This is a genomic window from Rhizobium anhuiense bv. trifolii (assembly GCF_024346605.1).
GTDB lineage: Bacteria > Pseudomonadota > Alphaproteobacteria > Rhizobiales > Rhizobiaceae > Rhizobium > Rhizobium anhuiense.
On record NZ_CP098802.1, the window covers coordinates 156,777 to 181,045 of the forward strand.

At 59.5% G+C, this 24,269-nt stretch carries 26 protein-coding genes and 5 pseudogenes; 13 read left to right on the plus strand and 18 right to left on the minus strand.

Annotated elements, in window-relative coordinates:
• Nucleotides 1-80 precede the first annotated feature (80 nt).
• The 5 genes and pseudogenes from NE851_RS07670 to NE851_RS07690 all read left to right on the plus strand — a co-directional run.
• Complete coding sequence (locus tag NE851_RS07670) at nucleotides 81-1,172, plus strand: alkene reductase (protein ID WP_254956060.1); 1,092 nt, start codon at nucleotides 81-83, stop codon at nucleotides 1,170-1,172.
• A 31-nt stretch (nucleotides 1,173-1,203) separates the two neighbouring features.
• Nucleotides 1,204-1,827 carry a TetR/AcrR family transcriptional regulator gene (locus tag NE851_RS07675; protein ID WP_254956058.1) on the plus strand — a complete coding sequence of 208 codons (624 nt, stop codon included), beginning with the start codon at nucleotides 1,204-1,206 and terminating at the stop codon, nucleotides 1,825-1,827.
• A gap of 51 nt (nucleotides 1,828-1,878) precedes the next feature.
• Nucleotides 1,879-2,166 (plus strand): YciI family protein, encoded by a 288-nt coding sequence (locus tag NE851_RS07680; RefSeq protein ID WP_254956055.1) that lies wholly within the window; start codon nucleotides 1,879-1,881, stop codon nucleotides 2,164-2,166.
• A gap of 3 nt (nucleotides 2,167-2,169) precedes the next feature.
• Nucleotides 2,170-2,778, plus strand: a complete 609-nt coding sequence (locus NE851_RS07685; RefSeq protein WP_254956053.1) for a DNA-3-methyladenine glycosylase I — start codon at nucleotides 2,170-2,172, stop codon at nucleotides 2,776-2,778.
• 138 nt (nucleotides 2,779-2,916) lie between these two features.
• A pseudogene (locus tag NE851_RS07690) lies at nucleotides 2,917-3,216 on the plus strand (zincin-like metallopeptidase domain-containing protein); the annotation flags it as partial.
• Between the two features lie 6 nt (nucleotides 3,217-3,222).
• Here the strand turns inward: NE851_RS07690 and NE851_RS07695 are convergent.
• Nucleotides 3,223-3,399, minus strand: a complete 177-nt coding sequence (locus NE851_RS07695; RefSeq protein ID WP_018482051.1) for a hypothetical protein — start codon at nucleotides 3,397-3,399, stop codon at nucleotides 3,223-3,225.
• A gap of 450 nt (nucleotides 3,400-3,849) precedes the next feature.
• Between NE851_RS07695 and NE851_RS07700 the strand changes: the two genes are divergently transcribed.
• Nucleotides 3,850-4,161, plus strand: coding sequence for a DUF736 domain-containing protein (locus NE851_RS07700; protein ID WP_127431460.1), 312 nt, complete (start codon nucleotides 3,850-3,852; stop codon nucleotides 4,159-4,161).
• A 300-nt stretch (nucleotides 4,162-4,461) separates the two neighbouring features.
• A complete protein-coding gene (locus NE851_RS07705; RefSeq protein WP_018516739.1) occupies nucleotides 4,462-4,623 on the plus strand; it encodes a hypothetical protein in 162 nt (53 codons plus the stop codon).
• 221 nt (nucleotides 4,624-4,844) lie between these two features.
• Here the strand turns inward: NE851_RS07705 and NE851_RS07710 are convergent, their stop codons facing one another.
• A complete protein-coding gene (locus NE851_RS07710; RefSeq protein WP_245488070.1) occupies nucleotides 4,845-4,988 on the minus strand; it encodes a hypothetical protein in 144 nt (47 codons plus the stop codon).
• 168 nt (nucleotides 4,989-5,156) lie between these two features.
• Nucleotides 5,157-5,465, minus strand: coding sequence for a WGR domain-containing protein (locus NE851_RS35305; protein ID WP_130784881.1), 309 nt, complete (start codon nucleotides 5,463-5,465; stop codon nucleotides 5,157-5,159).
• A 443-nt stretch (nucleotides 5,466-5,908) separates the two neighbouring features.
• Here NE851_RS35305 and NE851_RS07720 point away from each other — a divergent pair, with 443 nt between their 5' ends.
• Nucleotides 5,909-6,223 (plus strand): hypothetical protein, encoded by a 315-nt coding sequence (locus tag NE851_RS07720; protein ID WP_128408836.1) that lies wholly within the window; start codon nucleotides 5,909-5,911, stop codon nucleotides 6,221-6,223.
• A 231-nt stretch (nucleotides 6,224-6,454) separates the two neighbouring features.
• Here NE851_RS07720 and NE851_RS07725 read toward each other — a convergent pair.
• From NE851_RS07725 to traC, 6 genes and pseudogenes are all read right to left on the minus strand, one after another.
• Nucleotides 6,455-6,616 (minus strand): annotated as a pseudogene (locus tag NE851_RS07725) (thermonuclease family protein); the annotation flags it as partial.
• Nucleotides 6,601-7,681 (minus strand): annotated as a pseudogene (locus NE851_RS07730) (IS630 family transposase). The pseudogenes NE851_RS07730 and NE851_RS07725, both read right to left, overlap by 16 nt.
• Before the next feature lie 69 nt (nucleotides 7,682-7,750).
• Nucleotides 7,751-8,053, minus strand: a pseudogene (locus tag NE851_RS07735) (thermonuclease family protein); the annotation flags it as partial.
• A 439-nt stretch (nucleotides 8,054-8,492) separates the two neighbouring features.
• On the minus strand, nucleotides 8,493-10,427 hold the full coding sequence (gene traG / locus NE851_RS07740; RefSeq protein ID WP_128409206.1) for a Ti-type conjugative transfer system protein TraG: 1,935 nt from the start codon (nucleotides 10,425-10,427) through the stop codon (nucleotides 8,493-8,495).
• Nucleotides 10,414-10,629, minus strand: coding sequence for a type IV conjugative transfer system coupling protein TraD (gene traD / locus NE851_RS07745; RefSeq protein WP_011654561.1), 216 nt, complete (start codon nucleotides 10,627-10,629; stop codon nucleotides 10,414-10,416). The genes traG and traD overlap by 14 nt, the downstream gene beginning before the upstream one ends.
• 4 nt (nucleotides 10,630-10,633) lie before the next feature.
• Nucleotides 10,634-10,927 carry a conjugal transfer protein TraC gene (gene traC / locus NE851_RS07750; protein WP_128409207.1) on the minus strand — a complete coding sequence of 98 codons (294 nt, stop codon included), beginning with the start codon at nucleotides 10,925-10,927 and terminating at the stop codon, nucleotides 10,634-10,636.
• 254 nt (nucleotides 10,928-11,181) lie between these two features.
• On the opposite strand from traC, the gene traA reads away from it, so the two are divergent.
• From traA to NE851_RS07770, 4 genes are read left to right on the plus strand one after another with little or no spacing between them, the layout of a single operon-like run.
• The gene (gene traA, locus NE851_RS07755; RefSeq protein WP_254956948.1) at nucleotides 11,182-14,508 is read left to right on the plus strand and encodes a Ti-type conjugative transfer relaxase TraA; all 3,327 of its coding nucleotides are present in this window, start codon (nucleotides 11,182-11,184) and stop codon (nucleotides 14,506-14,508) included.
• 47 nt (nucleotides 14,509-14,555) lie between these two features.
• Entirely contained in the window at nucleotides 14,556-15,068 is a 513-nt protein-coding gene (traF, locus tag NE851_RS07760) for a conjugative transfer signal peptidase TraF (protein ID WP_245458277.1), read from the plus strand.
• On the plus strand, nucleotides 15,058-16,224 hold the full coding sequence (locus tag NE851_RS07765; RefSeq protein ID WP_128408812.1) for a conjugal transfer protein TraB: 1,167 nt from the start codon (nucleotides 15,058-15,060) through the stop codon (nucleotides 16,222-16,224). Before traF ends, NE851_RS07765 begins: the two co-directional genes overlap by 11 nt.
• A gap of 17 nt (nucleotides 16,225-16,241) precedes the next feature.
• Nucleotides 16,242-16,862, plus strand: coding sequence for a TraH family protein (locus NE851_RS07770; RefSeq protein WP_128408811.1), 621 nt, complete (start codon nucleotides 16,242-16,244; stop codon nucleotides 16,860-16,862).
• A gap of 144 nt (nucleotides 16,863-17,006) precedes the next feature.
• Here NE851_RS07770 and NE851_RS07775 read toward each other — a convergent pair.
• The 4 genes and pseudogenes from NE851_RS07775 to NE851_RS07790 form a co-directional block, all read right to left on the minus strand.
• Nucleotides 17,007-17,722, minus strand: a pseudogene (locus NE851_RS07775) (Crp/Fnr family transcriptional regulator).
• Nucleotides 17,723-18,078: 356 nt separating this feature from the next.
• Nucleotides 18,079-18,453, minus strand: coding sequence for a DUF5615 family PIN-like protein (locus NE851_RS07780; RefSeq protein ID WP_128408810.1), 375 nt, complete (start codon nucleotides 18,451-18,453; stop codon nucleotides 18,079-18,081).
• A complete protein-coding gene (locus tag NE851_RS07785) occupies nucleotides 18,450-19,082 on the minus strand; it encodes a DUF433 domain-containing protein (RefSeq protein WP_128408809.1) in 633 nt (210 codons plus the stop codon). The genes NE851_RS07780 and NE851_RS07785 overlap by 4 nt, the downstream gene beginning before the upstream one ends.
• Before the next feature lie 113 nt (nucleotides 19,083-19,195).
• The gene (locus NE851_RS07790; RefSeq protein ID WP_128408808.1) at nucleotides 19,196-19,438 is read right to left on the minus strand and encodes a helix-turn-helix domain-containing protein; all 243 of its coding nucleotides are present in this window, start codon (nucleotides 19,436-19,438) and stop codon (nucleotides 19,196-19,198) included.
• A gap of 225 nt (nucleotides 19,439-19,663) precedes the next feature.
• Here NE851_RS07790 and NE851_RS07795 point away from each other — a divergent pair, with 225 nt between their 5' ends.
• Nucleotides 19,664-20,005: a transcriptional repressor TraM gene (locus NE851_RS07795; RefSeq protein WP_128408807.1), complete on the plus strand. Its 342-nt coding sequence runs from the start codon at nucleotides 19,664-19,666 to the stop codon at nucleotides 20,003-20,005.
• Here NE851_RS07795 and NE851_RS07800 read toward each other — a convergent pair.
• From NE851_RS07800 to NE851_RS07820, 5 genes are all read right to left on the minus strand, one after another.
• Complete coding sequence (locus NE851_RS07800) at nucleotides 19,990-20,694, minus strand: autoinducer binding domain-containing protein (protein ID WP_128408806.1); 705 nt, start codon at nucleotides 20,692-20,694, stop codon at nucleotides 19,990-19,992. The genes NE851_RS07795 and NE851_RS07800 overlap by 16 nt on opposite strands.
• Before the next feature lie 308 nt (nucleotides 20,695-21,002).
• On the minus strand, nucleotides 21,003-22,301 hold the full coding sequence (gene trbI / locus NE851_RS07805) for an IncP-type conjugal transfer protein TrbI (protein ID WP_254956957.1): 1,299 nt from the start codon (nucleotides 22,299-22,301) through the stop codon (nucleotides 21,003-21,005).
• An 11-nt stretch (nucleotides 22,302-22,312) separates the two neighbouring features.
• A complete protein-coding gene (gene trbH, locus NE851_RS07810) occupies nucleotides 22,313-22,753 on the minus strand; it encodes a conjugal transfer protein TrbH (protein WP_128408804.1) in 441 nt (146 codons plus the stop codon).
• A 3-nt stretch (nucleotides 22,754-22,756) separates the two neighbouring features.
• A complete protein-coding gene (trbG, locus tag NE851_RS07815) occupies nucleotides 22,757-23,569 on the minus strand; it encodes a P-type conjugative transfer protein TrbG (RefSeq protein ID WP_128408803.1) in 813 nt (270 codons plus the stop codon).
• Between the two features lie 17 nt (nucleotides 23,570-23,586).
• A complete protein-coding gene (locus tag NE851_RS07820) occupies nucleotides 23,587-24,249 on the minus strand; it encodes a conjugal transfer protein TrbF (RefSeq protein WP_254956961.1) in 663 nt (220 codons plus the stop codon).
• Nucleotides 24,250-24,269 lie beyond the last annotated feature (20 nt).

Below are 24,269 nucleotides of genomic sequence, written 5' to 3' on the forward strand. Positions count from 1 at the left end.
AGATATATCGATGTTGACAGAGTAGGACAATTGACCTAATTACCAAACTAGGACAAGTGACCTAGTCGTGGAGAAGTTTCATGATCGCCGATCTCTTCAATACCTTTCAGCTAAGTGATTTGCCGCTGACCAATCGCATGGTGATGGCGCCAATGACGCGCAACCGCGCCGACGGTGGTGGCAATGTGACGCCCATTATGGTTTCGCACTACCAACAGCGGGCTTCAGCCGGTTTAATCATCGCCGAGTCCACTACTGTTTCTCCCGAGGCTGTTGGCTACCCCTTCACTCCCGGCCTTTTCACCGACACACACGTGAGCAGTTGGCTGCGACTGACCAACGCCGTGCATTCCTCAGGAGGCCGTATTTTCGTGCAACTGCAACACTGCGGCCGGGTTTCCCATCCCAGCCTCCAGCCGGAAGAAGCTCCCCCGGTCGCGCCATCGCCGGTTCGTCCAGCCGGCAAGGCAGTCACATACGCCGGGATGCAGGATTTTGTGACGCCGCGCGAACTAATGCTCGCAGAGATTCCAGGTCTCGTCGCTCAGTTTCGACATGCCGCGGCGTTGGCAAAGCGCGCGGGATTCGATGGGGTCGAGATTCACGGAGCGAACGGATACCTAATCGACCAGTTCCTGCGCGACGGCAGCAACCGGCGAGGTGACGCGTACGGCGGCAGTGTCGGCAACCGTATGCGATTGCTGAACGAGATCCTCGACGCCGTCAGTGAAGTTTGGCCCGTAGGGAGAATTGGTGTGCGCCTGACACCAGAGAACAGCTTCAACGACATGGTCGATTCCGACCCGCAAGCTCATTTCGAATACGTCATCAGGGAGCTTGGGGCTCGAGGGGTTGCATACGTCCACGTTCTACAAGGAGACATGTCAGCAAAATCGTCTGTGGTCGACTATCGCGCTCTTCGGGCATGTTTCGCTGGCACTTATATCGCGAACAACGGCTATGACCTAGCCCGCGCAAAGCAGGCAATCGCGAATGGCGAAGCCGATCTCGTGGCATTCGGCCTCCCCTTTCTCGCCAACCCTGATCTCGTACGGCGTTACCGGCAGGGATTGCCATTGAACACGGCTGATCCAGCGACGTTCTATGGTGGGGGCGACGCCGGATATACTGATTATCCGTTCTTCACGGGCGAAGAGGCCTCTGCTGCCTAAGGCGTCCGAAGACCAACAGGGAATTACTACGATGGCCAATCGGGCTACACGTGAGGAGATCGTCGGCGTAGCGGACGATCTGTTCTATCGCAGAGGATTTGATCACACGTCCTTTGCAGACATTGCCGAGCTGGTGAAGATTTCTCGCGGCAACTTCTATCACCATTTCAAAACGAAGGACGACATTCTCGAAGCGGTGATCCAGAAACGCCTCGCTGATCGCAATGCCATGGTGGAGCGATGGGAGATAGAGGGCGAAACACCTGTAGAGCGGATCAGCAGCTTCATCGATATCCTGATTGTGAATGGGGATAAGATCAAACTGTATGGATGCCCGATCGGGACTTTGACGAGCGAGCTTGCGAAACTGAACCATCCAGCGCAGCCAGACGCCGGCAGATTGTTCACGCTGTTTCGGACATGGATTCGCCGTCAGTTCGTAACACTGGGTCGAGAAGCCGATGCGGATGTGCTTGCCATGCATCTTCTCTCCCGGTGTCAGGGCGCAGCGACCCTTTTCAATGCATTCCAGGATCAAGACTTCGTTCAGCGCGAGGTCGATCAGATGAAGGGCTGGTTGAAGGATATCGCTGCCGAGGCGTCAAAACCGACCGGTGATAAGCTGCCTCGAACGAAACCGCTCAACGCGACATAACGAGGCGCGTGTCTTTCTCATTCCATCACAGCTCAAGAAACGGGACAGTTCATGTTTATCGTATTTCTCAGGTTTTCCGACAACAAGCCGCAGGCCTCTCAATTTCTTGAGGGACACAATGCCTGGATCAAAAGAGGTTTCGACAGCGGAACTTTTCTGCTTGCAGGCAGCCTGCAGCCGAACGCGGGAGGTACACTTCTCGCTCACAACATTGATCGGATAAGCCTTGAGGCGTTGGTTCAGGAGGATCCGTTCGTGGCAGAGCGTGTGGTGAGCGCCGAGATCCACGAAGTCACCCCAGGCCGGCTTGATGAACGGCTTATGTTCCTGAAAGGGTAATTGATGAGCGGAACTGTCCTGGGTCATGACGGGCGGCTGCGCTGCCGTTGGTGTGCGGCCGCACCCCACTTTCTTCATTACCATGACGCCGAGTGGGGCTTTCCGGTCTTCGACGATTTTCGTCTGTTCGAAAAGCTCTGCCTCGAAGGCTTTCAGTCGGGCTTGAGCTGGCGAACAATCCTGGCCAAGCGCGAGAACTTCAGGTTTGCCTTTTGGGCCTTCGATTTCAACCGCATCGCGCAATTCAATGACGCCGACATCGAACGACTCTTGAAGGACGAGGGAATTGTGCGCCATCGTGGCAAAATCAATGCTGTCATCAACAATGCGAAGCGTGCGCAAGAACTCGTCAAGGCGGAGGGCTCCTTCGCCAACTACATCTGGCGCTTCGAGCCGAGACGTGAAGATTGCGCCGAACCGCAGACTGCATCGACTTCCGCAGCTTCAATCGCGCTATCGAAAGATTTAAAAAAGCGTGGGTGGTCCTTCGTCGGGCCAACCACCGTCTACGCCTTCATGCAGGCAATGGGGCTCATCAACGACCACGCTTGGGGATGCGAGATCAGGGCTTCTGTCGAAGAGGCGAGAGCGGATTTCCAGCGACCAGTGTAGCCAACGGAAAGCAAACCGGTAGCTATTATGCCGACCATCAAGGCGGAGTTAGTGTTTAATTCCAGTGTCGTTCTCATCAGATTCGGCATAATCCGGCTTACGGCATAATGCGTCTTATGCCGATATCGGCATAATTCACATTGGACTGCGCGCCCCGATCGCGTCGATCGCGATCTTAGTCGCTATGCGAAGGACAAGACCGAACGCGCCCGCGAGGAGCTGATTGCGGAGCTCGGGAGTTGCTTCCTATGCGCCGATCTCGGGATCGCACCGGAGCTGGAGCCACGGCCGGACCATGCGTCTTATCTCGGCTCGTGGCTGAAGGTTCTATCTGACGACAAGCGGGCTATCTTCCAAGCTGCGGCGCATGCCCAGCGTGCTGTCAGCTTCCTGCACGGTCTCCAGCCCGTTCAGGCCGACGAGAGAGCGGCCGCGTAGGAGACGTCAAGGTCGGTCGTTGTCACCCGCAACGGCCGACAGCTCTTTCGGCGCTCTCTCCGCGAGCGCGTGCTCATCGGACGTGAGGTCCAGCCTCCCCCAGATCGATGGTTTCCGATCGTTGGCTTTCAGCTTTCGGGACTGCTTGATTTCGACGGTAAACGGCTTTGTCTGCTGACGCATAGATCCTCCAGGCGACGAATCGCGGCCCGACAATATTGCGTTGATGAGGGGAGACAACTGCCCGGACGGCCGAGTTTGTCGCATCCGAAGCCGACGCTATGCTTTAGAGACAGAGGAACGGCTTCGCGGCCGGGCTGTTCTGTCGGGGCAACGCACGGCGAGGGCCATGACCAAGTTCCTTCCACCGCTGTCATAGGCCACGCCCTCCGCGGGCTCGATGAGGCATGTCTGATCGGAGACCGGCTTCGCCTCGATCGTTCTCCCGCAACGGCCGTCCGCAACTTTCTCCCCCTGCGAACTGTGTTCGCATTCCTCGCGCGACAACAAAGTTTCTCCGGCCGCCCTCCATTTCATTGCGGCCTTTCAGGTGCGGTCCGATCGCCCCCGATCCTTGCGACAGCCATCGAGGCCGCGAAGGGCGCGGCCCGAAACAACCGAAAGGAACAGACAATGGCTACCATCGGCACCTTCACCTCCACCGAAAGCGGCTTCACCGGCTCGATCCGCACCCTCGCACTCAACGTCAAGGCCCGCATCGCCCGCATCGAAAACCCCTCCGACAAGGGTCCGCACTTCCGTATCTACGCCGGCAATGTCGAGCTGGGTGCCGCCTGGCAGAAGCGCTCCAGCGAGACCGACCGCGACTACCTCTCGGTCAAGCTGGACGACCCGAGCTTCCCGGCGCCGATCTACGCAACGCTCACCGAGGTCGAAGGCGAGGACGGCTACCAGCTGATCTGGTCCCGCCCCAACCGGGATTGAGGTCCCACCAAGGCCCCGCCGCCTAAGGCGGGGCCAACAGGCCGCTTTGAGAAAGCAGGCGACGGGCGTCGAGCCCGTTTCCAGCTTTTTGGGTGCCGTACGGAGAGGTGGGGTCTGCTCATATCAAGCCAATCGTGCCGTGGAGCCGGGCCAGCCTCAAGGATGAGCGGTCCCCCCAAAATGCTTGGCGCATTTCGGCTCCTCCACTCACCGCCGCTGGCGGTCGCATGCGCGATCCTTGACCCTGACCCACCGCCACGCCGGCGGGCGTCATCTTTCTCAAACATCAAGGAGATGACGATGATCGAACAACAAATCGAAGAACTGCGCGCCGAGCTGAACGCTTGCATCGAGCCCGCCGAGCGTCGCGAGATCGAAGCCGAGCTCGAAATCGCCCAGGCCGAGCTGATCATGATGCTTGGCGAACAGGATGGTTCCATCGACGCCGAGCCGCCCTTCTGAGGGCGGCATACCACCAGCACTGGGGGGACCGCCGGCATCCAGGATCCCGAGAGGGGCGATCCGCTGCGACTCTCCTTTCGATCTACCGTCATCGACATCGGGGATGCTGCATCCCGTCCGTCGCCCGCAACCAGCCGGCGCCAGAATTTTCCCCGCCGTATTGCGGCTCCTCGCGTGCTAAATTCTGGCGCCGGCAGGTCCTTCACTCTCGTTTCGTCCTTTCAGGTGCGTCCCTCCTTGTCCGCCATGCGGCCTATCCCCGCGATATCGGCATTTCGAAAGGAGAAAATACCGTGCAACAGCTCGCTCAGTTCCTCACCGCCACCGGCCGTCGGCTCCGCACCCTCGGCAAGGTGATCTGTCACTACTTCCGCAAGGGGAAACTCGGCCTGAAACTGGCCATCAAGATTCCGTTCTTCGTGAGATCGAGGCGTCGTTCGAGACCGACTGGAACCGGCGCGAATGACGCGCCATCAGGGGACCGCTTCGGCGGCCCCCTGTTTCGCTACTCGAGCGATCGGAGACGATTGGGGTCAGCTTTGGAAATATCGGAGAGTGGCTCGTGGCCGATAGCCGCGAGCACGTTTTTGTTTGACCAGGTCGAGGAACAACCGAACCGCTTCCTCTTCCCGTTCGAACACATGCTGCTTCTCCTGGCCTCGTTTGCCGATCCTCCCCCATCGCCGGGTCAGGCAAGCCTCTCCGAACATCGTCGGCCCGATCTCCATGGCATAGTACCGCGCCATGTTCTTGGCTGGATCCGTTCGTTCGACATAGAGCTGGTAGGGTTGCGAAATCATGGCCGCATGATCGTCACACAGCGCCGCTACGTCCAACGACATATGTGAATCCTACAGGTGCGACCGATTCATTTTCGTGAAGAATGGCGTTCGGGCGAGGCGCCGATGGCGCGCGGCTCTAGTCGCACTGCGACCGGAGCCCGCACGCGGTCTCCGCCCCGCCGGGTTACGATCCTCTCGCAGCAAGAAGCATGCCTCTGCGAAATCTCATTGTCCGGAGACAGCCGGAGCCTCCCGTCGCCATCGGAGATGGCAAGCGGTCGCATCCCTTCAGGACGCGGTTCTATCTCTCTCTGACGTCCCATTTTGCACCCGCCGTTCCGGCGTCAAGGACATCGCGGCCCCTCCAATTTTCCCAACGCCGCAAGCGGCACAGAGAAAATCGGTTCCTCCGCTCGCCGCAGGGCGGCCGCGTTCCGCGGTCCCTGACCCCTCACGGACTACGGTGCCGACACCTTTCGTCAGAAAACGAAAAGGAGACTCTGATGACAAAGCATCAATTCGCTCGTGTGGTGGAAGAAGATCAGAAGCGGCCGGATCAACAGCCGGATTGGCTTGAACGACTGCGCCGAAATTTTGATGCGGAAGTGCATCTTCCCGCCGATATCTCGCGGGAGTTTCTGTCTGCAGCGCTGCTTTGGGCAGTCGACAACAAGGTCGATTTCGGTTTGTTCCACGAGGCCAGCGAGATCATCATTGCGCACTTCGGCGGTGATGAGATCTACCTCCCGTCGCAGTGGTCCGACAAACGATGGCACATCGGCCTTGAGGACAAAGAGCCTTTCGATCCGAGCGACTGAGGTCGAGACCAGAGGCGGCTTGTCGCCTCTGGTCTTTGCCTATTCACATGAGCCCCTCCAGCCGGATCGACCGAGCCGAGCGGCTATGAAAGGGTGCTCTGCCGCCCCTCTCAATCTCACCCCATGAAGGAAGGGCAATGCCCCTCCTTCAAATGGAGAAAGGGGACGGTTCCCTCCTCCCTTTCCCCAAGCCCCTATCCCTCTCCCGTGCAGGGAAGGTGATGATGGCTGTCACCCGCCCTGGCACCAGCCGTGTCGGGCACCATCCCATGATCGGGCAAACCCTTCCTTGATCAAGGCATCGCCCAGCGAATTGCCTGCACGAAATACGGTTCGCAGTTTGCGTCCATATCTGTCTTCGTCACGGAACCCGGCGGCTAGTGGATTGATTCCAACGTTTGGTGCCCACGTTTGACGGCTGCGATGATCTCATCGGGGTCTGCTTTCCAGATGAATGGCTTTGGTTCGTGGTTGTGTTCTTTGACGAAGCGGTTGATGGCCGCCTGCAGGGTCAACGACGGAGTGGAAAACGCCGTGCTTCAGCCGCCGGCGTGTCAGTTTTGCGAAGAAGCCTTCGACAGCATTGAGCCATGAGCACGATATCGGGACGAAGTGGAAGGTCCATCGTGGATGCCTTGCCAGCCAGGCGCGGACCTTCGGCTGTTTATGCGTCGCGTAATTGTCGAGAATGACGTGGACCGCCTTATCTTTCGGCAGCTCCGCCTCAATGGCGTTGAGGAACCGAATAAACTCCTGATGCCGGTGGCGCTGCATGTTTCGGCCGATGACCGATCCGTCGAGAACATTGAGGGCGGCAAACAGGGTGGTCGTGCCGTGGCGCTTGTAATCGTGGGTCATTGTGCCGGCGCGCCCCTTCTTGAGCGGCAAGCCCGGTTGGGTCCGGTCGAGCGCCTGGATCTGGCTTTTCTCATCGACGGACAAGACAATGGCGTGGGCCGGTGGCGAGACGTAGAGACCGACGACATCGTGAAGCTTCTCGGCAAAAGCCTTGTCGTTGGAGAGTTTGAAACTGCGCCACCGATGCGGCGCCAGCCCATGCTCGTGCCAGATCTTGACGACGGAAGAGGCCGCGATCCCAACGGCATTTGCCATGGCACGCACGGTCCAGTGCGTTGCCTCCTGTCGAGGCGGTTCCAGCGTCAGCGCAACGACCTGCTCCACCACGTCGCTCTCCAGAGGCGCCATGCCCGGAGGCCTGCTCTTGTCGCGCAACAGGCCATCGACCCCCTCGGACATGAAACGCTCCTGCCAGCGCCAGACGCAAGGTTTGGACTTTCCCGTCGCCTGCATGATGGCGACCGTTCCCAGGCCGTTGCCGCTCATCAAGATGATCTTGGCCCGCCAGACATGCTTCTGCGGAGACGTTGGGGCAGCAATGATGGCTTCAAGCCGAGAACGGTCGGCGGCGGTGACGTCAAATGTGATCCCTGTGCGCATCCCCAACCGTCGCACAATCCCAAACGGTTGGGAATCTCAGGACGGAATCTTTCGTCGCGATCAATCCACTAGCGAGAATTTTCCAGCGTTGAGCAGCGTCAGCAGGCGGGATTTTGCCGCCTCACCCTTTATCCGTTCGGCCTCGCAGCGGGGCGGGCTGAGTTCGGGCGTATCGATATCGGCGATGCGGATTTTCTGGCCCTCGAACCAGAAGGTGTCGCCGTCGACGACGCAGTTCGCTCGATGGCTTCCGTCGCAGATCGAAAATGCGGCCGACAATGAATCCGTCGTCGGTGTCTTGGCCAAAGTGGCGAAACCGGGGAGAGCGTCGGCGCCGCCATAGGCAAGCCAACCTCCAACAGCAATGATCACGGTGCATAGAACTGCCGTCGAGCGTTTACGCCATCTGTTCCGGCCAGATCTCAGCAATCCTCCACCCGCGCGCTGCCGGTCGCGACCGCCTCCGGCCTTCGGCGGCTTTCTGAACGGAACCACATTTGATTTCGCCACTATCCGATCCCCTCGTTTCGCCTCAGCCTATGTCGGACCCGGTTTCATCTGCGTTTACGGAGGAGCTTGGCTCCGGGCTGCGGTGTGGCCGGCAAAATGGTGCGCGAGGGGCGGGGAGCAGTCGATCCCGCCTCCCCTTCGGACCACTATGTTGAGGCTCCTGCGGCTGCCCTGCTTTCCTCCCGTCGCGCAACGAGAGTTCCCGAAATCCCGCCCGCCGGGCGTCGCTATGCTGATTTCTCCGATACTCTTCTTTTTTTCTGGATCAGCCTTGCTCGGTTGCACCGCGCGCCGGCTTGGATCATGCGGGCCTTGGCGTATCCCCGACCATGTGAAACCTGTTCGTGCCGACGCAGGCCTTCATGTCGTCGCGCCTGAACCAGATAGCTCGTCCGCACCTGAGCGGTGCGTTTCCTGCGGTGAACACGATCTGCTCATCCGCCCGCATGCGCAGAACTTCATGAGGTTGGATCAATGGTCGAGCAGCGAGCTGTTTCGATCGCGTTCGCGACGATCCCTTTGCCTGAAAACTGCGGCTCACCTGGTCAATCTCGACCGTGGTCATGCCGCAGCGTCGGGAGATGTAATCGGCGGTCTCTGGATCGTTGATCGCGGCAAACGAAATCCAGCTGGCACTCTCGAACCACTTGCTTGCCGCATCGCGGCCGCCATAAGTTTCGCGCATCTGGCCGATCGACTGATAGATCATCGTCAGCGCGATGCCGTATTTGCGACCGGCATCGCGCGCGGTCTCTATGATCCGCATGTAGCCTAGGCGGGCGACCTCATCGAGGAGAAACAGGGCGCGCCCCTTGATCTGTCCGTCGCGATTGTAGATCGCATTGAGAAACGAGCCGATGATGACCCGCGCAAGACCGGAATGGGTCTCCAAGGTCTTGAGGTCGATGTTGATGAAGACGTCCGTATTGCCGGCCGCTATATCGCTGGTCGAGAATTTCTTTCCCGACACGAGGGCGGCATAGTTCGGATAGGAAAGCCAGTGCGTCTCCTTGACCGCGTTGGCGTAGACGCCAGAGAAGGTTTCCGGCGTCATGTTGACGAAGGCTGCGACGTTTTCCTTCACGAAATCCGAGCCCGAATTGTCGTAGATGTCTTGCAGCCGCTTGCGTAATGTCGGTTCCGGCTCCGAGAGGTTCATGCGTACCTGCCGAAGTGTCTGGTCTTTTTCATCCGTGTGACCGGAAAGGCAGACATCGGCGATGAGTGCCGTCAGCAGTTGCAGCGCCGATGCGCGAAAGAAGTCATCACGGACACCACGCACGCCGCCGCTGTCGCTCATGATCCATGAGGCGATCGAGGCAATATCCTCTTCCTTGGTTCCGCCGAAACGACCGACCCAATCCAGGACGTTAAAACCGATGTCAGGCTTCCTCGGATCGAGAAGGAACACGTCCCTTCCCGCTCGGCCCCGATGCCCGGAGACCATCGGTGCGACCTCGTTCGATGGATCGAGCACGATCAGCGTGCCGCCCCATTTCAGTGCCGTCGGGATCGTCACCGACGTCGTCTTGAAACCGCCGGAGCCGGCAAAGACGATCCCGTGCGACGAGCCGAACGAGCCATCGAAGCACAGCAACGGCGACTTGCCACCGGCGCCCCAGGTCTCAGCGCTGTCGGCGCGAAACGCTTGGCTCCCGACACTGTCCTTGTCGACCCGATAGCGCTCGCCGATGACGATGCCACCAACATCGGGAAACAACTTTGCCGCCTCTGTGAGCTTCATCCAATCCGCTTCGCCATGGAGCGCCCGCTTGCCCTGAATGCGCTTCGGCTCGGCCCTTGCGAATGCCGCATTGCCGATGAGCGCGACGCGGAGTGCGAAGCAGGCACATAATAGCGCCGCACTCGCTCCGATCGACGTTGCTGGATCGAGAAAGGCCAAGACCGTCTTGTCGGCGGGTACCGTTTTCATGAAAGAGGAAAGGCGCATTGTTTCGCGAATGGCTGCGATCAAGATCGTCCCACTGCATCCCGCGACGACGCCCCAACCTGCCTGCTTGATATTGATCGAACCGGCGCTCGAAAACAGCAACAGAATTCCGATCGCCGCACTGGCCACATAGGGCAATGCGATGCCCGCCCGCCCCCATGCCAGTCGCGCGGCCTCGGTCTTGCCAAAACCGGAAAGCCACTGCTCTACCCCTGTCATCCCGATGACGACCAGGATCATCAACGTCCCTGGCATGACGACGAGCGCAATCCTATTGATCGTCATTGCCGAAGGCCTCCACGCCGATTGCCGTGAGCCTGGATCGCTCGGTATCGTCACTCTTGATGCGGCGCGCTGCATCGACCAGCGCGCCCAGCAACAGCGCTCGCTTCTCGTAGCGCAGACCGGCCTTGACGATCAGTCCGCCGAGCTCGATCTTTTCTCGCGTGTCCTTCTTGCGGGCGTCGGATGTCATCGTCCTCGCCATGCGTTCAAGCCTCGCCAGCGCTGCCCGCGCCCGCGCCAGACGTGACCGGCGCGGTTTGCTGCGAGACGACGGCTGCCCCTCCCCTTTCTTTTCCGGCCGTAGCGCCCTGCCCTCCGCCAAATCGCTTGGTCAGTTGCTCAAACGCTGCCTGAAGCTCCGCCTCGTCGATCTCGATCTCGCCAAGGCCCGCCTTGAGCGCGATCCGGCCGATGCGTTCCGCTTCCCGGGTCTCGGCGATCTTGAGCTGTTCCTGCAGCTTGGCGATTTCGTCGCGAAGTTTCGCGGATGGCTTCTTCATTTCCGTCTGTCTCCCTGGGTGCGAAAGCTTGCCTTTCGAACCCAGTTTTTCGGACCGGAGTGCGGAACGCACTACTGTGAATCCTACAATCGCCAAGGGCGATGCTTTCGGGAATGATCCCGGCCGTTCCGAAGGAGCGGCTTCCAAGGGCGCAATTATACGTCGCTGGCGCGACGTCCTTGCTTGAGGCCTGGTCAGGCCTCCCGTTCCCGACGAACCTATTGATTTCGTTCGCAACCGGGAAGAACTTCGCCGTGGCCGTCCCTCACTTCTCTGTCAGCATCGTCGCTCGCGGCTCCGGCCGCAGTGCCGTGCTGTCGGCGGCCTACCGGCACTGCGCTAAGATGGAGTTCGAGCGGGAAGCCCGGACGATCGACTACACCCGCAAGCAAGGGCTCCTGCATGAGGAGTTCGTGATCCCTGCCGACGCGCCGGAATGGGTGTGCAGCATGATAGCCGATCGTTCGGTCGCCGGAGCATCCGAAGCCTTCTGGAACAAGGTTGAGACGTTCGAAAAGCGATCCGACGCGCAGCTCGCAAAGGACGTCACCATCGCCCTGCCGCTCGAGCTGACGGCCGAGCAGAACATCGCGCTCATGCGCGACTTTGTGGCGGGCCACATCACCGCGCAGGGCATGGTCGCGGACTGGGTCTATCACGACGCCCCCGGCAATCCTCACGTCCACCTCATGACCACGTTGCGCCCGCTAACCGAAGATGGCTTTGGTTCGAAGAAGATTGCGCTCCTCGGCCCGGACGGCAAGCCGGTCCGCAATGACGCCGGCAAGCTCGTCTATCAGCTGTGGGCCGGTAGCACTGAGGATTTTAATGCGTTTCGCGACGGCTGGTTTGCCTGCCAGAACAAACATCTGGCGCTTGCCGGCCTCGAGATCCACATCGATGGCCGTTCCTTCGAAAAGCAGGGTATTGACCTCGAGCCAACCATTCACCTCGGCGTCGGCGCCAAAGCCATCGAGCGCAAGGCCGAGCAATCCGACCACAAGACGCAGGCGTCGGCTCCCAAACTCGAACGCATCGAGCTTCAGGGGGAGCGCCGCAGCGAGAACGCCCGCCGCATCGAGCGCCGTCCGGAGATCGTGCTCGACCTGATCACGCGGGAGAAGAGCGTCTTCGACGAACGCGATGTTGCGAAGGTGTTGTATCGCTATATCGACGACGCCGCTCTGTTCCAAAGTCTGATGGTCCGCATTCTGCAAAGTCCGGAAGCGCTCCGGCTCGAACGCGAGCGGATCGACTTTGCGACAGGTATTCGGACTCCCGCGAAGTACACCACGCGCGACATGGTCCGGCTTGAAGCCGAGATGGCCAATCGCGCGATCTGGCTCTCCGGTCGCGCCTCCCATGGCGTCCGTGAGGAGGTCCTGCAGACGACCTTTGCGCGCCATTCCCGTCTGTCGGATGAGCAGCGAACGGCGATCGAGCATGTCGCCAGGGCCACGCGGATTGCCGCTATCATTGGCCGCGCCGGCGCCGGCAAGACGACGATGATGAAGGCGGCGCGCGAGGCGTGGGAAGCGGCCGGCTATCGAGTGGTCGGCGGAGCGTTGGCTGGCAAAGCCGCCGAAGGTTTGGAGAAGGAAGCTGGCATCGTTTCCCGCACTCTGTCGTCGTGGGAGCTTCGCTGGAACCAGGGCCGCAATCAGCTCGACGACAAGACGGTCTTCGTACTCGACGAGGCCGGCATGGTGTCGTCACGGCAGATGGCGCTCTTTGTCGAAGCCGTCACCAGGGCCGGCGCCAAACTCGTGCTTGTCGGCGATCCGGAACAGCTTCAACCGATCGAAGCGGGCGCCGCCTTCCGTGCGATCGCCGATCGCATCGGCTATGCCGAACTCGAGACGATCTATCGTCAGCGCCAGCAATGGATGCGCGACGCCTCGCTCGATCTCGCGCGTGGCAATGTCCGCAAGGCTGTCGATGCCTACACCGCCCATGGTCGAATGATTGGTTTGAGACTGAAGGACGAGGCCGTCGAAAGCCTGATCGCAGCTTGGGACCGGGACTACGACCTTTCGAAGACCAGCCTGATCCTCGCACACCTTCGCCGCGACGTCCGAATGCTTAACGATATGGCGCGCGCCAAGCTGGTCGAACGCGGCGTCGTCGCAGACGGATTTGCGTTCAAGACAGAGGACGGAACCCGCATGTTCGCGACCGGCGACCAGGTTGTGTTCCTCAAGAACGAGGGCAGCCTTGGCGTCAAGAATGGCATGCTCGCAAAGGTGCTTGAATCCGCTCCTGGCCGGATTGTTGCCGAGGTTGGTGACGGCGAGCACCGCCGGCAGGTCACGGTCGAGCAGCGCTTCTACAACAATCTCGACCACGGCTATGCGACGACCATCCACAAGAGCCAGGGTGCGACCGTCGACCGGGTGAAGGTGCTTGCTTCCCTTTCATTGGACAAGCATCTCACCTATGTGGCTATGACGCGCCATCGCGAGGATCTCGCCGTCTACTACGGCAGACGCTCCTTCGCGAAATCCGGTGGCCTCATTCCGATCCTGTCGCGCCGGAACGCCAAGGAAACGACGCTCGATTACGAGAAGGCGTCGTTCTACGGCCAAGCGCTGCGCTTCGCGGAAGCGCGGGGCCTTCATCTTGTCAACGTCGCCCGCACGATCGCACACGATCGTATCCACTGGGCCGTCCGCCAAAAACAGAAACTCGCCGACCTCGGCGCCCGTCTTGCGGCCATCAGCACAGCGCTCGGGCTGGCCCGCGGCAGCAACAAACACTCCATCCCGAACACGATCAAGGGGGCCAAGCCCATGGTATCAGGCATCACCACCTTCCCGAAATCGCTCGATCACGCTGTTGAGGACAAGCTGGCCGCCGATCCCGGCCTCAAGAAGCAATGGGAGGACGTCTCGACCCGCTTCCAGCTCGTCTACGCGCAGCCGGAAGCTGCCTTCAAGGCGATCAATGTCGATACCATGTTGAAGGACCAGTCGGTCGCGCAGTCCACCCTGGCAAGGATTGCCGGCGAGCCAGAGAGCTTTGGCGCGCTGAAGGGCAAAACCGGTGTTCTCGCCAGCCGTGGCGACAAGCAGGACCGGGAAAAAGCGCTCGCCAATGTGCCGGCGCTCGCCCGAAATCTTGAACGTTACCTTCGTGAGCGGGCCGAGGCCGAATTCAAACATGAGACGGAGGAGCGCGCGGTCCGGCTCAAGGTTTCGGTCGACATTCCGGCGCTCTCTCCAGCCGCCAAGCAAACGCTCGAACGCGTGCGCGATGCGATCGATCGCAACGATCTTCCGGCCGGCCTCGAATACGCGCTTGCCGACAAAATGGTGAAGGCAGAACTCGAAGGTTTCGCCAAGGCGGTTTCCGAACGTTTCGGGGAACGGACCTTCCTGCCTTTGGCTGCGAAAGACACTGATGGCAAGACTTTTGAGACAGTCACAGCAGGAATGACGGCCGACCAGAAGGCGGAGGTCCAGTCCGCGTGGAACTCCATGCGGACAGTCCAGCAACTTGGCTCTCATGAACGAACGACGGAAGCGCTCAAGCAGGCTGAGACGATGCGTCAGACGAAGAGCCAAGGGCTCTCGCTGAAATGACCCGGGCTGCAACCAGCCGGTCGATGACCACGCAGCAACGACGAGCCATGGCGGTTCTATCGATGGCGGCGGTGGCCGCCATCCTGCTGGTGGTGACTGCCGTCGCCGGCGGCTACCGCATCAATCTGACACTGAGCGAGCCACTCGGCCTGTGGCGCATTATCCCGCTTCATCGACCTGCCGCAGTTGGCGACCTCCTGTTCATCTGCCCACCGGAAACGGCGGCGATGCGGGAAGCGAGGGCACGAGGCTATCTCCGTTCTGGTTCCTGCCGGGGCGGTGTTGCACCGTTGATCAAGACAGTGATCGCCGTTGCAGGACAGCATGCCGAAATCGGCGTCAGCGTGAGCGTGGATGGGCGGGGGGTTTCCTCTTCCAGTCTCGCACTACGAGATGGAAAAGGCCGGCCATTGACGCCCTTTCCGAGCGGCATCGTACCGCCAGGATATGTCTTCCTGCATTCAGCATTCCCCGGCTCCTATGACTCCCGATATTTTGGCCCGGTGCCGATCTCCGGCATTCGCGGCTTGGCGCAGGAGGTCCTCACCTATGTGCCGTGATTACCTTCGGCCGGCGCTGCTGATATTCGGTTCGATCGGGATCGGCGTGGTGGGCTGGAGCGGCCATGCGTTGTTTCTACCCATCGCGCTGGGGTTTCCGGTTCTTTGGTCGATCGCGCGAACGAGATCAGTGGCGGCACTTGTCTCCGCCGGATATTTCCTGGCCGCATCACGTGGTTTGCCCCAAGGCGTGGCCGCCTTTTACTCGTTCGATATCTGGCCGGGCTTGTTGCTCTGGCTATGTGCGTCCATAAGCTTTGTCATCGTGCATGCCGTCCTCTGGACGAAGAAAACTGGCACTCGTCCGTTCCGCTATCTCCTCGGGGCCGTGATTATGGCCATCCCGCCGTTCGGCATCACAGGTTGGGCGCATCCCGTCACCGCCGCCGGCGTGTTGTTTCCGGGATGGGGGTGGTGGGGACTGAGCTTGATCACAGCTGGCCTTGCGGGCCTCGTAACCCGAATATGGCCAGCTGTCGCCATCACCTTCGCAGGCCTTTGGCTGTGGTCCGCCGCTACCTGGACCGACCCGAAACTACCGGAAGGCTGGCGTGGCGTCGATCTGGAGTTGGGCGTTTCGCTTGGTCGTGAAGCCGGTCTTCAACGGCAGCGTGACATGATCGCAACGGTGCGTGGCGCGGCCAACGATAGCGCCCGTTTCGTAGCGCTGCCCGAAAGTGCGCTCGGTTTCTGGACGCCGACCGTCGAGAGGGTTTGGACAGGCGCCCTCCGCGGCGGGGCTGCGACGGTCATCGCCGGCGCAACGGTGCTCGATGCCACCGGCTACGACAATGTCCTCGTCGCGATCGACAGGAAGGGCGGAAGCAGCATCCTCTATCGCGAACGCATGCCAGTTCCCGGCTCGATGTGGCAGCCGTGGCGTTTCTTGTTCGGGGAGAGTGGCGGTGCCAGGGCGGATTTTTTTGCGAACCCGGCCGTCTCCATCGGTGCCGGCCGGGCAGCGCCACTGATCTGCTACGAGCAACTGATCGTTTGGCCGATCCTCCAGTCCATGCTCCACGATCCGGATTTTGTCGTTGCCGTGGGAAACGGCTGGTGGACCACAGGGACATCGATTGTCTCCATCCAGCGCGCCGCTACCACCGCCTGGGCGAGGCTCTTCGCAAAACCGCTTGTTACCGCCTTCAACACCTGAGGCGCCAAGGAGGCCCTATGCTCGACGCCGCCCTGATCAAAGAATGTGCCGACCCTTCCCTCGAGCTCGCGATCGTCGAGCAATTCGTGATGGCAGCGGGCTCGGATGATCCCCTCGCCGTCACCGTCAAATCGGGCGGCCGACTGATCCTCGTGCCGAAAGCCAGAACGGCAGACGAGGCGATGGCGATCGTGCGCCAATATGCTGGTCAGGCGGTCGTCCGCGTCGGCCTGACACAGTTTCCCGCAGGCGTTGGCGTCAAGGAACCGGCGGATCTGAAACCGGACCTTGTCGATGCATGCCAGAACCTCCGCAAAGGCACGGCAATGTTCGCCAAGGTCCACAGGATCGTTGCGAAATGGTATGGCAACCCCACGAACAAAGACGTCTTCCCACAGATTTTCGAGGATGCGATTTACGCATGGAAGAGTGGTGAGTTCGAGGGCGTGAGCGTGTTTCAGGCGGAAGACCCCGGCGGGGCACTCGCCAATCAAAAGCAAGCGCGGGCCGATAAATCGGAGGCAGGTACAGTGGATGCCGGGGCTCCGCCGCAGACAGAGGCAGAACCTTCGGACGAAAAGAAAATTGGCACTGCGGGGATAAGGGTCGATCTATCTCGCATTGGTGGTCAGCAATAGCGTTGCAGCCATTCGCGAGCAGACAAGAAATGCGGCTATTTTTCGAGTTGGTCGCACCGTACGAGTGCTTAGAATCCATCTTCCCAATCCGCGTATTGTTGCTGACGCTGCCATTCAAGGACGCAATTAAGCCGATTGCTTGAGCTACTTCATCCGCAACGGCAGGCCAAGCACCTTTTCATATTCCCGCTCCGGAACGCCGTAGCAGCCACCGGCGATGTCGAGAAGCTTCTGCCGGCTGAGAACTCGGAGGTTTCCGCGCGTTGATCGAACCGCATGCCGGCCTTCAAGAATATGAAGCTGATCAGTCACTCCTGAGCGCCGAACACCGAGCATCAGCGACAGGAACTCATGGGTCACAGGAAGATCGTCGCCATCGAGGCGGTCATGACACATCAGAATCCAGCGGGCGAGGCGTTCCTGCATGCTGTATCGGGCGTTAGCGAGTGCCGAATGGGCGAGTTGCAGAACGGTCGTGTGGACGTAACGGAGAACGAAGTCGCGAGTCTCGGCGTCCGACGCAACGGCATCGGTGAAAACGCCGATGGGCACTCGAATACCCGAGCCGGAGACTTGCATGAAGGTTCGCCCCGGCGTCGCCGGAACCGCGAGCATGACGTGCATGCCTGACGCGCCTTCCCGTCCGACGTGTCCGACCTCGATGGACTCGCCGTCAGAACTCGTCGCGACGACTGAACCCAATCCGGACTCGATGAATCCGGCGCGACGCCGTCTTCGACCAACACGTATCTTACGGGCAGGTCCACCCGCTCCATTTCGTCGACGAGGCGAGCGAAGCTTTGCGGACTGACGGTCCTCAGGAGGGTGTTATAAATCTTGGACTGTTCGAAGCTCGTCATGGCGGCTCCATCCGCGGAGCCTGGGTATTACCAAACGCCAGATTGTTTGCTGAAACTACGGCGCGAAACCGGGGTTGGCCACACGCACAGGCAGTCTGTGCGGTTTCGACATAAGTCGACTAAACCATTGCCAGTGCGGAACAATCTGGGGATTGAAGATGATTGGGCGATGGTTCGTTTTCGCACACTGGTCATCATACTCCTTTTCAAAGGCCTTGTCGGTTTAATCGCACCGCAGAGCCTGCAGCTCTGAAATCGACATATGTCCAAGCCCCGTCCTGCCGAGAAAAAGGGACGATGGAGGCGTTGGGTGAGCGGGAATTCCAATCAAACCGCCCATAGGCGGGAATTGACCTTCACTCTGGCAGCGCATAACGCGTCAGCAGGACCTCGTGCTCTTCGATCTCGATCTCGATCACCTCGTTCACTAGGTCCGGAGAACAGGCGAGTTCCTGCAGAACGAACGCGAACAATTCCCGCTGCTGTCCCGGCAGAACTTGCGGAACGATGATTACCAAGCCCGCATGCAGGGCCTCTCTCGCATACAGTTTCCTGAAGTCACGAGCGTTGTTCGTCACGAAGGTAAAATCTTCCGCGACGATCCGTGGCATTAGATCCCAGTCGGTCTCTCCGCTCAGGCCTAGCCAATTAACGTGAAAGCAATCGTGGCCGTAATCTCGAGCCACGGCCACGAGCGATGTGTGAAGGCATTCATCGACGAGAAACTTCACGAAACCGTGCCCGAGGGCTTTTCGGTACCGGCCTTTCCCAGAGGCAAGCGCTTCACCGACTTTACTTTCAATCCCTGTTCCGACAACTTTCGTGGCCGCCCACGGGCAGGATGAGCCGCTACCCAGATTTCGGCGAGGTCCACCATGCGCGCGGTGAGAGCCGGATAGCCTTCGACGATCTCGTCCGTGGCAGCGCCTTGCAGTTTCATTGCAGCGATTGTTCGGACCGGAACGCGCGTACCTTTGAAGACCGGCTCGCCGCCAACCAGGCCTTTCACGCTATGGATGATCTTGTCAGCTTCCCTAAGCGCTTCCCCGCGCGCGGCCAAGTGCTCCCTCGCTCTCGCGACATCAACGATCAGATAGTCGTCGGCCCTCACAGTATCTGCATGGGGGTTCTGGTCAATCGTATCGAACAAACGCTTGCGACGCTCTGCTGAAAGGATCGAGCCGACACCGTACCAGAGTTTCAAACGAAGCAGATCTTCGTCGGTGAGCGCTCGGCCAGAAGTGCGGGACAGTCGATTTGAGAGGATGCGTTTGTCGATGGCATTGTGTACCGCCTTCACAGCGATCTCGCTGACGGCTGCAGCTTCGGCGGGGGTGTATTCACGAAGAGCGTTACTCATAATTATTCTCCTTAGGGAGAATATATACGATGGGTGCACAAATCTCAATGCCGGAAGCTAGCTCCGACGATTTCTCGTTGTCTCCGGGCGGATTGAGGCTGTTGCCTGCGAGATTATGCGCGTGCTTGCGGACCAACTCGGGTCTCACCAATCGGTCGAACTAATTCGATGTGGCTGACATCCAAGGCTTGAGCCAGTTCATAAAGCGTAATCACAGTAGGGTTGCGCCGACCTCGCTCGAGGCTACTAAGATATTGTTGGCTGAAACCAGAACGCGCCTCGACCTCTTCCTGTGTCAGGCCTTTCTCCCGACGCAGGCGGGCGAAATTCGAGCCGACCAGTTTGCGCATGTCCATGCGCCGAAAGATCGCCGTTTACACACTGGGAGTTTATCAACTAAAGTATGTAAAAGTCTTTGCCGCAAATGCCCGCCAATGCGAGGCGGGTAATGGGTTTGGTTGTCGACATAAGCATCAGCGCTTTTTTCAACTCAGAGATTTCGGATGTAACGGTGTCCCATTTGATGTAGGCGAACCTTCGCGGCGCCACTTGGTGAGAGAATGAAATTTTGGGAGAAGCGGGTGAACAAAGCGAGCTCATCCGATGCAAATGGTCGAGAAACGGATAGAAAATCGCGCTTCAGCTCGATGCAACAGTCGGAGCTGGAGGCGTTGGCTGTCTCGGCAATTCTCGAACACCGCCGCCTGATCGCCGCCGACGAAGCTGTCTATCAGGAATGGACTCGCGCGACGGAAGACCCATCAATCTCCGCCGACGTGCTCAAGAGCCTGCAGGAGGAGTATGTCGCGCGCCAAAGGAAATCCGAAGTCCAGCAAGAAGAACTTTCGGAAATCATCGATGCGTTAGGCTACGTCCCCGAGGTTCCACTCGATAACATGAATGACGGTCAAACCAAACCGTGATCTTTAGCAATTGCGACAAGTTGCGGAACGGTTGCCGCTTCGAGCTTTTCGCGCGCTTTATCGAGATAGTGCTGCACTGTCCTCGGATTGATCCCTGTCAACATTGCAGTTTCCGGAGCGCTTTTGCCCTTTGCCGCCCACATGAGGCACATTGCTTCTCTTGGTGAAAGCAACCGTTTCGGGGCCACAATCGTCGTCGCAGCGATGATCTTCAGGCGGTAGTGGATCGCCAGAACCGCCCGGATCGCTTTTTGCGAATCCTGCAGTTTTGAAACGTCTGCCGTTTGGGCTGAGGATGCAAACGTCAGCATCATCGTGGAGCCGAAACTGCCTTCGACGGGGATTGTCACCCCACTCCGAATGCCGTAGTCGATCGCCTGGTCCCGAAAGCGCCTGAGTTCGGAGGTTCCACGAGCGGGCCAATCGTCGGCCGTCCAGGAAAACATCTCCATGCGACGCTTGGCTTCAGTAACGACCGGGTCGATTCGGGAATACTGGCCTTCGAGATAAACGCCCTGCCATTCCTCCGGATAGGTGTTGAATGTGCGGATTTCCAAACCCTCAGTTTGCAGATAAGCAAAACGGTCGAGGCCGCATGCGTGCGCAAATGTCTTCAAAGCACTTTTGATCATACGCTCATCATGCGCAGCTTCTGTCATATCGATGAGAGAGCGAAGGTCACCGTCCACTAACATTTCTCCTTTTTCGACAGTGCAAGCCTCCCACTCGTCGCGCCGTTCTGACGCCGCGAGGTACCGGTTGCCACCGTTCGGCCAGCCGGAACCACATGGGATATTGGACGATACGGCAGTTGCTTCTACGCGTAGCAGATCCACGTTCGTTGCATCGCTTAGGTCTATTGACCTCTGCCAAGTATTCAACTCTTTCTGATCTAAAGAAGATGATTTTTGTAGAGATTTTTAGTCACACCTGCGCCGCAGCGCGGAATGCACTTGCGACGTTCAGCTACAATCGAAAATATGAGGTCCTTAACTGGTTAGCGGTCGCCATAGACAGATGGAAAAACAATATCCTGATCGACCATGACGTTGAACTTGTAGCCCGGCCGGATCCGAACCGTCGGCGGAACGTTCAGATTCTTCGAGATCGTCTCTTCCGCTACTCGACCGAATGATTCGGCAAATTTTCGCTGTGCTGCATCCGAGGCGGTGTCCTGCGTCGCCAGCGTCGAACTTTCGGGCATCGACATATCGATCCCGGTCCCGATGATTGCCACCAGCGCCGCCGAACCGAAAGTCCTCCAGAGATGGCGGTCGACCTTATCCTCGAAGCCCCCATATCCTTCGGCGTCCGTGCCAGCCATGCCGCCGATTTGAAGGGTAGACCCATTCGGGAAAATGAGGTCCGTCCAGACGACGAGAACACGTTCCTGGCCGAATAACACTTTGGAGTCGTAGCGGCCAAAGAGCTTTGCACCCTGTGGGATCAGAAGCCAATAGCCGGTCGTGCTGTCGAAGACATTCTGGCTGACCTGAGCGGTAATGCGCCCTGGTAGATCGGAATTAAGGCCTGTGATCAAGGTGGCGGGAATGACTGAGCCGCGCTTCAATTCGTAGGGCGAGATTTGCCGCACGACCTGGTTCGGCAGGTAGCCGAGATCCTTGATGTCCTGATTGAAGAAATCTTCTTTCGAGGTCTGCCCGTTCTGATCGACGTTCAGGCCCATCAGGCCGGATTTCATGGCGCCGGCAAAAAGGTCTGATGCACTGTTTGCTGCGACATTTGTCGGCTGACGGCTGGTGTCGTTGGTGGAGTTTGCGGATTTCTCGACATCGGACATGTCGACCTTCAGCGGCGAATCGAGCGCCGTGGAACGAGCCTGAAGACGCGCCATTCGCTGGCGCTGCGCTTCCCGGATGTATTGCTCATCCTGCTCTCGCTTCAGCCGAGCCTTCCACTCCTCTTCGGATTCGAGCCTTTGTCGACGGTCTTGTCGCTCCTCTGGTCGGCGCTCGACGACCGGCCCGTGCTTTTCCTCTTTCTCCATGACGAGGGGTGTTGGCTGAAACACCTCCTGCTTTTCTGGGTCACCGATAATGCCGTCCGTGACACCCCGCTTAAGCTGGTCGCCGAAACTGGTCGCAGGGCTGTTGGAAGCGCTCTCGATGTCGCCACGATTGAAGGAAAGCCCGCGCAGCGACAGACCAATCACAACGACGCCGACGAACAGCACGATGAAAATAATGGCGACGATGATCGGCAGGCGGTTGAGCCGCCGCATGCCCTGGTGATCGTCGGCTTGGCTGGAGGTGCCAAGCTGGAGCGACTGGACCATATTAAACTCCGTCAGTTGCGCTGCATGATCGAAAGGGGACTGGCCGGCGTCGCGCCGGCCGCCGTCGGCGTGTAAGCGCGGCCAAGAGCGATGGAAGGCGTCGTGACCTGCACTAGCACCTCTCCGTCGAAGCCCTCGATTGCATAAGCAAGCTCGACCGGCTTGACGTCTTTGGCGACTTTGCCGTCCGTGACGACCGTGTAGCCCCACCCTTTCAGGGCCGCCTTAAGGGCGGTCGCGAACTCTGACGGGTCCGTCTCCATTTTGATCGTGGTCGTAGCCCCTGCCGGGCCGATCTGTTCAGCCAGACGACTTGCCATGTCGCCGGCGATGGCGCTTGCAGCCGGTCCGGTGACGGCCACAGGGGTCGAGCTGGTGGTGAGCGCGTCGTCGGCCGTTTGGCAGCTGGAGAGCAGCGCGACCGCGATGAAGAATGCGAATAGCTTCCGCATGGTTCAGCCTCCCCGCCGAAGGGTAATCTTCTGCTGCCGCCAACCGACTCCGGAAACGAGGATTGCCCTGTCGATCGCATAGTCGATAGTCATCATGTCGTTCTTCATCCGGTAATTGACGATACGATTTTGACCGCCGGAGACGACGAAGAGCACCGGCGCGTCTTGTCCGGAGATCGATTTCGGGAACTGGATGTAGGTCTTCACCCCGTCCGAATAGACCCGCTTCGGTTTCCACGAAGCACCGCCGCTGATTGAATAGGAAAAGTTCAGCTTGTCCGGCGCGGTGCCAGGAATGCCGCCGGTTTCGAGACGGGCGTTGATGTCGGCGAGCTTGGTCGACACGTCTTCCGGATATTCGAAACCAATGCGGGCCATGTACTGGCTGGGATGGGACTTGAGCTGGATATGATAGGTGCGCCGTGATGTGGTCACGACCATCGAGGTGAGAAGGCCTGGCTCCGACGGTTTGACGATCAGATGGATGGCCTGTCCGCCTGCGGCCCCCGAAGTGGCAGGCTCCACCTTCCAGCGCACGGTGTCGCCGACGAGGACGTCGCGAACGATCTCGCCACCCTGAAGTTCGATGTCGCAGACCTGAAGCGGCGAGCAGACGACGGAAGGTTGCGTTTCGCCGAACAGGAAGATCACCTTTCCGTCCGGACCTGTCGTGACCAGTCCCGGCGTGCCACGCCACTTCCTGGAAAGATTTGTTCCCTTCACCTCGTTGCTCGTCATGCTTTGCGCCTGCGCGCCCGCCGCAAGCAAGAGTCCGGCTATGCAGCCGGCGGCTGCGATCAATCCCGTTTTTTTCATTGAAAGAATCCCTGCCCTTAAAGCTGTGCCGTCCAGTCAAAATCTCGGACGTAGAGGCCGATCGGATTGAGGCGGATCGTCGCCTCATCCTGTGGCGCGGTGAGCGTCACCGTTGCGATCCCGCGGAACCGCCGCGTGCCGGTTTCCTTGCCCTTGCGGTCCCGCTCGTATTCCGTCCAGTCGATCTGATAGGTCTGGTTCGAGAGCGCCACGATGTTGTTGACCTCGATGGCAACCGCCGAAGTCTTCGCCTTCTCGAACGGAGAATTGCCTCGGAACCAGGCGTTGACCTTCTCCGTCGACGGGTCGGAGGTGCGAAGAAGCGCATAGGTGCGGTCGATATATTGCTTCTGCACCACCGCATCCGGCGTGATCGAGCGAAAGCTCGTGACGAAGTTACCGAGTGTGGCGCGCACCACGCGGACATCGGCATACTCGATCTGCTCCGGAAAGCCTGCCGTGACTGCGGTTCCGAGCTTGTCGACCTCGACGATGTAAGGCACGAGCCTCACTTGCGTGCTCAGATACATCGCGTAGCTGAAGCCGATGACGGCCATGACCAGGCTGAGGACACCAACAATGCGCCATGCGGCTGCGGCCTTCACATAGGAGCCATAGCGTTCGCTCCATTCCTGGCGGGCGGCGAGATACGGGTTTTCCGGGGCGCGGTTCGCTGCCATTTATTCTTCCCTTGTCTCGA

What these genes read in the sequence shown, in the direction of transcription:
- NE851_RS07670 (WP_254956060.1), top strand. Translation starts at nt 81, where the DNA reads ATGATCGCCGATCTCTTCAATACCTTTCAGCTAAGTGATTTGCCGCTG.
- NE851_RS07770 (WP_128408811.1), top strand. Translation starts at nt 16,242, where the DNA reads ATGCTCGACGCCGCCCTGATCAAAGAATGTGCCGACCCTTCCCTCGAG.
- traG (WP_128409206.1), bottom strand. Translation starts at nt 10,427, where the DNA reads ATGACGATCAATAGGATTGCGCTCGTCGTCATGCCAGGGACGTTGATG.
- traC (WP_128409207.1), bottom strand. Translation starts at nt 10,927, where the DNA reads ATGAAGAAGCCATCCGCGAAACTTCGCGACGAAATCGCCAAGCTGCAG.
- NE851_RS35305 (WP_130784881.1), bottom strand. Translation starts at nt 5,465, where the DNA reads ATGTCGTTGGACGTAGCGGCGCTGTGTGACGATCATGCGGCCATGATT.
- NE851_RS07705 (WP_018516739.1), top strand. Translation starts at nt 4,462, where the DNA reads ATGATCGAACAACAAATCGAAGAACTGCGCGCCGAGCTGAACGCTTGC.
- NE851_RS07765 (WP_128408812.1), top strand. Translation starts at nt 15,058, where the DNA reads ATGTGCCGTGATTACCTTCGGCCGGCGCTGCTGATATTCGGTTCGATC.
- traD (WP_011654561.1), bottom strand. Translation starts at nt 10,629, where the DNA reads ATGGCGAGGACGATGACATCCGACGCCCGCAAGAAGGACACGCGAGAA.
- NE851_RS07695 (WP_018482051.1), bottom strand. Translation starts at nt 3,399, where the DNA reads ATGCGTCAGCAGACAAAGCCGTTTACCGTCGAAATCAAGCAGTCCCGA.
- trbG (WP_128408803.1), bottom strand. Translation starts at nt 23,569, where the DNA reads ATGAAAAAAACGGGATTGATCGCAGCCGCCGGCTGCATAGCCGGACTC.
- NE851_RS07820 (WP_254956961.1), bottom strand. Translation starts at nt 24,249, where the DNA reads ATGGCAGCGAACCGCGCCCCGGAAAACCCGTATCTCGCCGCCCGCCAG.
- trbI (WP_254956957.1), bottom strand. Translation starts at nt 22,301, where the DNA reads ATGGTCCAGTCGCTCCAGCTTGGCACCTCCAGCCAAGCCGACGATCAC.
- NE851_RS07680 (WP_254956055.1), top strand. Translation starts at nt 1,879, where the DNA reads ATGTTTATCGTATTTCTCAGGTTTTCCGACAACAAGCCGCAGGCCTCT.
- trbH (WP_128408804.1), bottom strand. Translation starts at nt 22,753, where the DNA reads ATGCGGAAGCTATTCGCATTCTTCATCGCGGTCGCGCTGCTCTCCAGC.
- NE851_RS07675 (WP_254956058.1), top strand. Translation starts at nt 1,204, where the DNA reads ATGGCCAATCGGGCTACACGTGAGGAGATCGTCGGCGTAGCGGACGAT.
- traF (WP_245458277.1), top strand. Translation starts at nt 14,556, where the DNA reads ATGGCGGTTCTATCGATGGCGGCGGTGGCCGCCATCCTGCTGGTGGTG.
- NE851_RS07700 (WP_127431460.1), top strand. Translation starts at nt 3,850, where the DNA reads ATGGCTACCATCGGCACCTTCACCTCCACCGAAAGCGGCTTCACCGGC.
- NE851_RS07790 (WP_128408808.1), bottom strand. Translation starts at nt 19,438, where the DNA reads ATGGACATGCGCAAACTGGTCGGCTCGAATTTCGCCCGCCTGCGTCGG.
- NE851_RS07720 (WP_128408836.1), top strand. Translation starts at nt 5,909, where the DNA reads ATGACAAAGCATCAATTCGCTCGTGTGGTGGAAGAAGATCAGAAGCGG.
- NE851_RS07785 (WP_128408809.1), bottom strand. Translation starts at nt 19,082, where the DNA reads ATGAGTAACGCTCTTCGTGAATACACCCCCGCCGAAGCTGCAGCCGTC.
- NE851_RS07685 (WP_254956053.1), top strand. Translation starts at nt 2,170, where the DNA reads ATGAGCGGAACTGTCCTGGGTCATGACGGGCGGCTGCGCTGCCGTTGG.